The 8247-nt window shown below is 72.1% G+C and carries 5 protein-coding genes and 1 other RNA gene; 3 read left to right on the top strand and 3 right to left on the bottom strand.

Going from position 1 to position 8247, the window contains the following annotated elements; genetic code table 11:
* Positions 1 to 82: 82 nt before the first annotated feature.
* The 3 genes from MSA03_RS13865 to MSA03_RS13855 are packed head-to-tail and all read right to left on the bottom strand — an operon-like array spanning position 83 to position 4597.
* Positions 83 to 2350 carry a transglutaminase TgpA family protein gene (locus tag MSA03_RS13865; RefSeq protein WP_244946446.1) on the bottom strand — a complete coding sequence of 756 codons (2268 nt, stop codon included), beginning with the start codon at positions 2348 to 2350 and terminating at the stop codon, positions 83 to 85.
* Entirely contained in the window at positions 2337 to 3581 is a 1245-nt protein-coding gene (locus tag MSA03_RS13860; protein WP_244946445.1) for a DUF58 domain-containing protein, read from the bottom strand. Before MSA03_RS13860 ends, MSA03_RS13865 begins: the two co-directional genes overlap by 14 nt.
* Positions 3582 to 3589: 8 nt before the next feature.
* A complete protein-coding gene (locus tag MSA03_RS13855) occupies positions 3590 to 4597 on the bottom strand; it encodes an AAA family ATPase (protein WP_147051468.1) in 1008 nt (335 codons plus the stop codon).
* Between the two features lie 126 nt (positions 4598 to 4723).
* On the opposite strand from MSA03_RS13855, the gene ffs reads away from it, so the two are divergent.
* The 3 genes from ffs (at position 4724) to MSA03_RS13840 (ending at position 8227) form a co-directional block, all read left to right on the top strand.
* Positions 4724 to 4820, top strand: an RNA gene (gene ffs, locus MSA03_RS13850) — signal recognition particle sRNA small type.
* A 69-nt stretch (positions 4821 to 4889) separates the two neighbouring features.
* Complete coding sequence (gene pta / locus MSA03_RS13845) at positions 4890 to 7013, top strand: phosphate acetyltransferase (protein ID WP_147051465.1); 2124 nt, start codon at positions 4890 to 4892, stop codon at positions 7011 to 7013.
* On the top strand, positions 7010 to 8227 hold the full coding sequence (locus tag MSA03_RS13840) for an acetate/propionate family kinase (RefSeq protein WP_147051464.1): 1218 nt from the start codon (positions 7010 to 7012) through the stop codon (positions 8225 to 8227). The genes pta and MSA03_RS13840 overlap by 4 nt, the downstream gene beginning before the upstream one ends.
* Positions 8228 to 8247 lie beyond the last annotated feature (20 nt).

Here is an 8247-nt window from a genome sequence, read left to right as displayed (position 1 = left end):
AGTGAAGCATCCCGCGGTTCTTCACTGGCGTCGAAGTGTGGGTCGAACGGCCCCGCGCCCGAGCGCGGACGCACCCGCCGCGCTACGCCGAGGCGACGCGGTCGGCGAACGCCGAACCCGGGCGGATGATGAGCGACCGCGGCAGCAGCAGCGCCCGGGCTTTCGCGCGCGACTCGGTCGGCGCGGCATCCAGCATCCCGATGCGCACCTTCTCGGCATCCTCCGCGGCCCGCGCGCCCGCCTCGGCCGCGCCGGCCCGCGCGTAGCTGGCGTGCTCGACGGCGTTCACGAGCCGCCGCATCTCGTCGGAGGGCGCACCGTGCGCCTCGATCAGCCGCATCCCGAACGCGCGCGGCGACTCGGACGCCGGCACGGGGGCGCCGAGGTCGATCGCGACGTCCTGCACGATCCGCCACGCCGCCGTGATGTCGCCGGACCGCGCGCGGCGCGTCAGCATCCGCAGTCGCAGGGCGCGAAGCGTCGTCGGCGTCACGCCGAGGACCAGGATGATCCCGATCGTCACGAGGTAGGGGCGCAGGTCCACCAGCTGCACGCTCCCGGGCGCCGCCGTCGCGTCGTCGTCGAAGTCCGGGTTCACCGGTGTCGCCGACGGGGTCGCCGTCGGCGTCGCGGTCGGACGCGGACCCGCGACATCCTCGCCGTCGTCGTCGACGCCCGCGATCGCCGCGGGCAGGAAGCGCGGCACATCGCCCAGGCTCTTCGTCGGCTCGAACGGCACCCAGCCGATCCCCTCGAAGAACACCTCCGGCCAGGCGTGCAGCTGGCTCATCTTCACCTCGGCGACCCGCTGGCTCTCCTCCCGGTCGTTCGTGAGGGTGCCGGGCAGGAACCCGACGACGATGCGCGAGGGCATGTCGAGGGTCCGCGCCATGAGGGCGAACGCCGCGGCGAAGTGGCTGCAGTAGCCCGCCCGCACCTCCAGGAAGCGTGCGATCGCGTCGGCGCCCTCGCCGTCGAAGCCGTCCTGCACGGGGGCGAGCAGCGAGTACGTGAAGTCCGGGCCGCGGAACCACGACTGCAGGGCCGACAGCCGGTCGAAGTCGTTCGTCGCGCCCGCCGTCACTTCGAGCGCGAGCGCCTCGATGATGGGCGGCAGCCCCTCCGGCACGACGTCGACGTCGACGTTGCCTCCGTCCAGTCGCGCCTCCGCACCGCGGATCTGCTCCAGCGTCGGGCGCGGCAGGTGCGTGACCACCTCGTACGACTGGCCGAGCGTGTTGCTCTGCGGTGTCTGCACCGTCCGGTTGTAGGGCACGAACCGCCACAGCCCCTCGGTGCCGTCGACCCCGACGGCGGGATACGCGACCGGAAGGTACGCCGAGGACAACTGCTCGATCGTCACGTTGGTGCGGTACTCGGTGACCCGGATGTCCTCGTCGGCGACCACGTCGTCGAACGCGAACTCGGTCAGCGGCACCGACCGCAGACGGTCCGGCTCCCACCGCGCGCCCGTGAAGGTGGACAGGGTCGTCGCCCGCAGGTACGGGATGGACGACGCGTTCGTCCGCACCCGGAGCGCCGTCACGTCGCCGCGCTGGCGCAGGTCGTCGCCGAGATTCAGCGTCGGGTCGATGGTCGCCGCGAGGCCGTTGCCGCCCGCGCGGACGACGGGCGGCGGCAGCGACGGCGCCGCGACGATCGCGCCGACGATGGCGACCGTGCCGATCGCCGCCGCGACGGCCGTGACGCCGGCGCCGTCGGCCCGGCCTCGCGGCGCGACCGTCTCCCGCGTCCGGGTCTCGGCGCGGATGAGAGCGAGGACCGCGACCGCCAGCACCGCGAACGCGAGGACATTGACCCCGGACGGCACGGCGATCGCCGGAATGAGCCATACCGTGACGAGCGCGATGGTCGCCAGGAGCGGCATCCGCGCCGTCAGCACGACATGGTCAAGGGCGATCGTGAGGATCCCCATCGCCGCGACGATGATGAAGCTCACGGCCCGCGTCGGCTCCAGCGGGGCGACGCCGAGGAGGATCTCGTTGGATGCCGACTGGATCAGCACCGGGATCTGGCCGAACGACTCGGGCGTCGGGACGAGGGCGAACAGCGCCGTGTCGGCGAAGAACATCACCGTCACCGCGCCCGCCCCCACCGCCGCCTCCAGCAGCGTCACCGCGACGGCGGGCACGCGCAGGCGCCGTGCCACGAAGCCGATCGCGAGGAGCGCCGCCGTCAGGGTCGCGACGGCGAAGGTCCAGGCGCCGGGGTCCACGACGCTCAGCAGCGGCGCCAGGGCGGCGAGGAGCGCGATGTAGAGGGCGAGGGTGAGACGCCGCTCGCCGCGGGGGCGGGTGGCCGGCGCGGGCGTGCGTTCAAACGCCGACACGGCGAGATCCCCGGTCGAGGGCCGCCAGCCACGCGACGGCCAGGTCGGCGTCGGGCGGGATCGCGGCGGCGTGCCAGCCGGCATCCACCGACAGGGCGAGGGAGTCCTCGTGCGGTGCGACGGTCAGCAGGATCGGCAGTGTGCTGTGGTGGGCGAGCGGGGCGAGGATCGCCGTGTCGGCGTCGTCGATGCGCCCCGTGACGAGCACGAGCGGCCCGGTCTGCGTCCCGGTGAAGAGGCGCACGAGCTCCTCCAGCGCGACGTCGCGCCGGGCGGTGACGGTCGCGAAGGCGACGGTCAGCTCGTCCACGCCGGTCGCGTCGCCGGCATCGACGGGCGGCACGAGATCCGTGCCGTCGACGTCCATGACCGTGACGATGTAGCCCTCGCGGGCGAGGCGCGCGACCACCGAGACGCACGCCGTCACGCCCATCTCGAAGCCCGGATCGGTGCCGGGGGCGCGGAAGGCCTCGGGCGTCCAGCGGTGCACGCTGCGGTCGAACACGACGACGGCGGACGGCGTCGACTCCTGCTCCTCCTGCCGCACCATGAGCGCGTCGCGGTGCGCCGTCGCGCGCCAGTGGATGCGGCGCATCGAATCGCCCGGCGTGTAGTGCCGGGGGATGAGGTTGTCGGTGCCCTGCCCGAGCTGATCGGTCGTGGAGTGCATGCTGCCGCCGGCTTCGCCGGGCAGGTCGGTGAGCGCGCCCAGCTCGATGACGGCGGGAGCGATCGTCAGCGGCACCGTGTCGCCGATCGTGTGCCGGCGGCGGGCGAAGCCGAACGGATCGGTCGACGTGACCGACAGCGGCCCGATGGCGCGCACGCCGCGCCGCTCCGTCACGACGGCGTACTCGAGGTCGATGGCGTGCGTCCCGGCGCCCATCGCCGACGCCATCGCCGGGAAAGCCCCCGCCGCGGTGCCCGTGATCCCGTCCGGCAGCCTGTCGACCCATCTGCCCTGCGCCGCCGGCAGGGGGGAGCGGATCTCCACACGCGCGCGCACGATGTTCTCCTGGCCCGCCGTCGCGATGTCGGGGATGAAGACGCGCGTGACGCGCTCGGTGCGCCGGACGAGATAGAGGGTCGCGACGCTCGCGGCGACGACGGCCAGCAGCAGCGCGCTGACGTACAGCAGCTCGGTGATCGTGAACTCGTACGCCAGGATGAAGCACAGGATGCCGAGCAGCACCGCCCCCGTTCCCCGGAGCGTCAGCGGCCACACCCTCACGATCGGCCTCAGCGCGTCGCGACCGGGACCCGGACGGAGCCGACGATGCTCTGCAGGATCGACGCCACCGCGTCGGTCATCGACCGCCCGCGTGCGGCGCCCGATCCGCGTGCCGCGATCATCCGATGCGCGAAGACGGGTTCCAGGAGCGCCGCGACGTCGTCCGGGATGACGAACTCCCGCTGGTCGAGGGCCGCCCAGACCTTCGCGGCCCGCACGAGCTGCAGCGTCGCCCGCGGGCTCGCGCCCAGGCGAAGATCGGGATGCTGGCGCGTCGCGCGGGCGAGGCCCACCGCGTACTCCTCGATGGCGGGGGAGACGTGCACGTTCCGCGCCCATGCGACGAGCTCCCGGACACGGTCGGCGGCGATGACCGGGGTCACGGCATCCAGTGGGTTCACGGTGTCCCGCTGGCGCAGCATGAGGGCCTCGTTCGCGGCATCCGGATAGCCCATCGAGATCCGCATCATGAACCGGTCGCGCTGCGCTTCGGGGAGGGCGTACGTGCCCTCCATCTCGAGCGGATTCTGCGTCGCGACGACGAGGAACGGCTCCGGCAGCGGGTGGGAGGTGCCGTCGACCGTGACCTGCCCCTCCTCCATCGCCTCCAGGAGGGCGGACTGCGTCTTCGGCGACGAGCGGTTGATCTCGTCGGCGATGACGATGTGGGCGAAGATCGCACCCGGCTTGAACTCGAACTCCCGGTCGACGGGGTTGTAGACGCTCACGCCGGTGACATCGCCGGGGAGCAGGTCGGGCGTGAACTGGATGCGGCGGACCGTCGCCTCGACGGATGCCGCGAGCGCCCGCGCGAGCATGGTCTTGCCGACGCCCGGCACGTCTTCGATGAGCAGGTGCCCCTCGGCGAGCATGCACACGAGCGCCGAGCGGACGGCGTCCGGCTTGCCGTCGATCACCCGCGTGACCGAGGCGAGGATCGCATCCGTCGTCTCGGCGAACTCCTCCGCCGTCATCGTGCGCGTGCGCGGCGCCGCGTCCGGGACACCGGTGATCATCGGCGTGCTCTCATCCGGCATGCGGCCCCCTGGTCCGTCACGTGCGATCGGCGGCGCGTCCTCGCGCTCGCCCTTCGATGCTAGCCCCGTCGCGGCGGCCCCGGTCTGTGAGTCGGCTAGACTTGTGTCAGCTCTCCGCGAGGCGGCATCTCGGCCAACTCCCCCAGGACGGAAACGTAGCAAGGGTAACCGGGCTCTGTCGGGTTCGCGGAGAGTCTTATTTTTCCCCGGGTGTCTCTTTTCCCCGGTGCCCGCCTGGCCGCCCTCTCCGGCCCCGGCCTAGGCTGGGCGGGTGGCACAGAGCATCTACATCACGTCGACCGAGGGTCATTCCGGGAAGTCCACGATCGCGCTCGGCGTGCTCGACTCGCTCAGCCACGCGACGCCGCGCGTCGGCGTCTTCCGCGCGATCGCCCGGTCCACGGCCGAACGCGACTACGTCCTGGAGATGCTGCTCGACCACGACGGCGTCGACCTCGGCTACGACGAGTGCATCGGCGCAACCTACGAGGAGGTCCGCACCGACCCGGATGCCGCCCTCGGGAAGATCGTCGAACGCTACAAGGCGGTCGAGGCGCAGTGCGATGCCGTCGTCATCGTCGGCAGCGACTACACGGACGTCGGCAGCCCCGCGGAGCTCGGCTACAACGCGCGCATCGCCGCGAACCTCGGCGCCCCCGTCCTGCTCGTCCTGTCCGGGCAGGCCGCGGAGGGCGACCACATCGGCGAGTCCGGCGGGCGGACCCCCGAGCAGATCGGCCACCTCACGACCCTCGCGCTCACCGAGATGTCGCACGAGCGGGCACGCCTGTTCGCCGTCATCGTCAACCGCAGCCAGCCGGCCCTCCGCGCCGAGATCGTCGAGCACGTCGCCGCCGTCGCCGCCCCGCACGCCGGCGCCGACATCGGCGTGTGGGCGGTTCCCGAGGACGAGTACCTCGTCGCACCGTCCGTCCGCGACATCATGCGGTCCCTGGATGCCACGCTGCTCAAGGGCGACGAGGAACTCCTGACCCGGGAGGTGCTGCACGTCGTCGTGGCGGGCATGTCGCTGAACAACGTGCTGCCGCGCCTGGAGGAGAGCGCGATCGTCACGATCGCCGCCGACCGCACCGACGTGCTGCTGGCGACGCTGCTCGCCAACTCCTCGGGCACGTTCCCGTCGGTCTCCGCGATCGCGCTGAACGGCCCGTTCCCGCTGCCCGAGCCGGTCGACCGGCTCATCGACGGCCTCGAGTCGCCGCTGCCGATCCTCTCCACCGACCTCGACACGTACGAGACGGCCCGGCGCATCATGACGACGCGCGGACGCCTCGCCGCCGACTCGCAGCGTCGCTACGACACGGCGCTGGCCCTCTTCGAGCAGAGCGTCGACACGACCGACCTGCTGCGGCGGATCGGCATCGCGCGCGCCGACGTCGTCACGCCCCTGATGTTCCAGTTCCAGCTGATCGAACGCGCCCGCGCGCAGCGCAAGCGGATCGTCCTGCCGGAGGGCACCGACGACCGGGTGCTCCGCGCCGCCGCCACGGTCCTCGCCCGCGGCGTCGCCGACATCACGATCCTCGGCGAGGAGGCCGACGTCCGCGCCCGTGCCGGGGAGCTGGGCATCGACCTGCAGGCCGCGCAGGTGCTGAGCCCGTTCGACCCCGAATACGTCGAGCGGTTCGCGGCGGAGTACGCGCGCCTCCGCTCCCACAAGGGCGTCACTCTCGCGCAGGCCGCCGACACCGTGACCGACGTGTCGTACTTCGGCACCCTCATGGTGCACCTGGGCCTCGCCGACGGGATGGTCTCCGGCGCCGCGCACACGACGGCGCACACCATCCGGCCCGCTTTCGAGATCATCAAGACCAAGCCGGGCGTCTCCGTCGTCTCCAGCGTCTTCCTCATGGCGCTCGCCGACCGGGTGCTGGTCTACGGCGACTGCGCCGTCATCCCCGATCCGACGAGCGAGCAGCTCGCCGACATCGCGATCTCCTCCGCCGCCACGGCTAGCCAGTTCGGGATCGACCCGCGCGTGGCGATGCTGTCGTACTCGACGGGGGAGTCCGGATCCGGCGCCGAGGTCGAGAAGGTCCGCGCCGCGACCGTGCTCGTCCGCGAACGCGCGCCCGAGCTGCTCGTCGAGGGCCCCATCCAGTACGACGCCGCCGCCGACGCCGCCGTCGGGAAGGCGAAGATGCCCGACTCGGCCGTCGCGGGACGGGCGACCGTGTTCGTCTTCCCCGACCTGAACACCGGCAACAACACGTACAAGGCGGTGCAGCGCTCGGCGGGCGCCGTCGCGATGGGTCCCGTCCTGCAGGGCCTCAACAAGCCGATCAACGACCTGTCCCGCGGCGCACTCGTCGAGGACATCGTCAACACGATCGCGATCACGGCCATCCAGGCCCAGGAAGAGGCATCCGCATGAGAGTCGTGCTCGTCATCAACAGCGGGTCGTCCTCGTTCAAGTACCAGCTGATCGACGTCGAGACCGAGACGGCGCTCGCGAGCGGGCTCGTCGAGCGCATCGGCGAGCAGGTGGGCGCCGCCAAGCACACGGTGCTCTTCCACGGCGCAGGCGTCACCGCGACGGATGCCACGTACAAGAGCGAGCTCCCCATCCCCGACCACGCCGTCGGGTTCCAGGTGATGCTCGATGCGTTCGCCGCGCACGGGCCCTCGCTCACCGAGACCCCGCCGGTCGCGATCGGCCACCGGGTCGTGCAGGGCGGCGCACGGTTCTTCCAGCCGACGCCCATCACCGACCTCGTCGAGATCAACATCGACGACCTGTCGGTACTCGCCCCGCTGCACAATCCCGGGGCCGTGCAGGGCATCCGCGCCGCCCGTGCCGCGTTCGCCGACCTGCCGCACGTCGCCGTGTTCGACACCGCGTTCCACCAGACCCTGCCGCCGGCGGCCTACACGTACGCCATCGACCGGACGATCGCGCGGAAGCACCGCATCCGCCGCTACGGCTTCCACGGCACGAGCCACAAGTTCGTCAGCGAAGCCGCCGCCGCCCACGTGGGGCGCCCGCTGCGGGAGCTCCGGCAGATCGTGCTGCACCTCGGCAACGGGGCGTCCGTCACCGCGATCGACCGCGGGCGGTCCGTCGAGACGTCGATGGGCCTCACCCCGCTCGAGGGCCTCGTCATGGGCACCCGGTCCGGCGACCTCGACCCGTCGGTGCTGCTCGTCCTCTCCCGGCGCGAGGACATGTCCCCGGGCGAGCTCGACACGTTCCTGAACAAGCGCAGCGGCATGCTGGGTCTCGCCGGCGCGTCCGACATGCGCGACATCGAAGACCGCCGCGCCGCCGGGGACGGCCCCGCGTCGCTCGCATTCGACGTGTACATCCACCGCATCCGGGCGTACCTCGGCGCCTACATCGCGCAGCTCGGCGGCGTGGACGTCATCTCCTTCACGGCGGGCGTCGGCGAGAACTCCGCCGTCGTCCGCGCCGCCGCGCTGGAGACCCTCGGCTTCGCCGGCGTCCATCTCGACGCCGAGCGCAACGATGCCCGGGGGCGCGGCATCCGCACGATCTCGACGGATGACTCGCCCGTCACGGTGCTCGTCGTCCCCACGAACGAAGAGCTCGAGATCGCCCGGCAGACCCTCTCCGTCGCGGGGGCGTGACGCCCCCCTCCGACGCCTCT

Origin of the sequence: Microbacterium saccharophilum (genome assembly GCF_007992455.1) — a bacterium.
In the GTDB taxonomy this organism is placed as follows: domain Bacteria; phylum Actinomycetota; class Actinomycetes; order Actinomycetales; family Microbacteriaceae; genus Microbacterium; species Microbacterium saccharophilum.
Note: the sequence above shows the minus strand (reverse complement) of the source record. Positions and strands in the feature narration are given on the sequence as shown.

Coding starts and splice junctions, on each gene's coding strand:
- MSA03_RS13855 (WP_147051468.1), bottom strand. CDS start 4,597: ATGATCACCGGTGTCCCGGACGCGGCGCCGCGCACGCGCACGATGACG.
- MSA03_RS13840 (WP_147051464.1), top strand. CDS start 7,010: ATGAGAGTCGTGCTCGTCATCAACAGCGGGTCGTCCTCGTTCAAGTAC.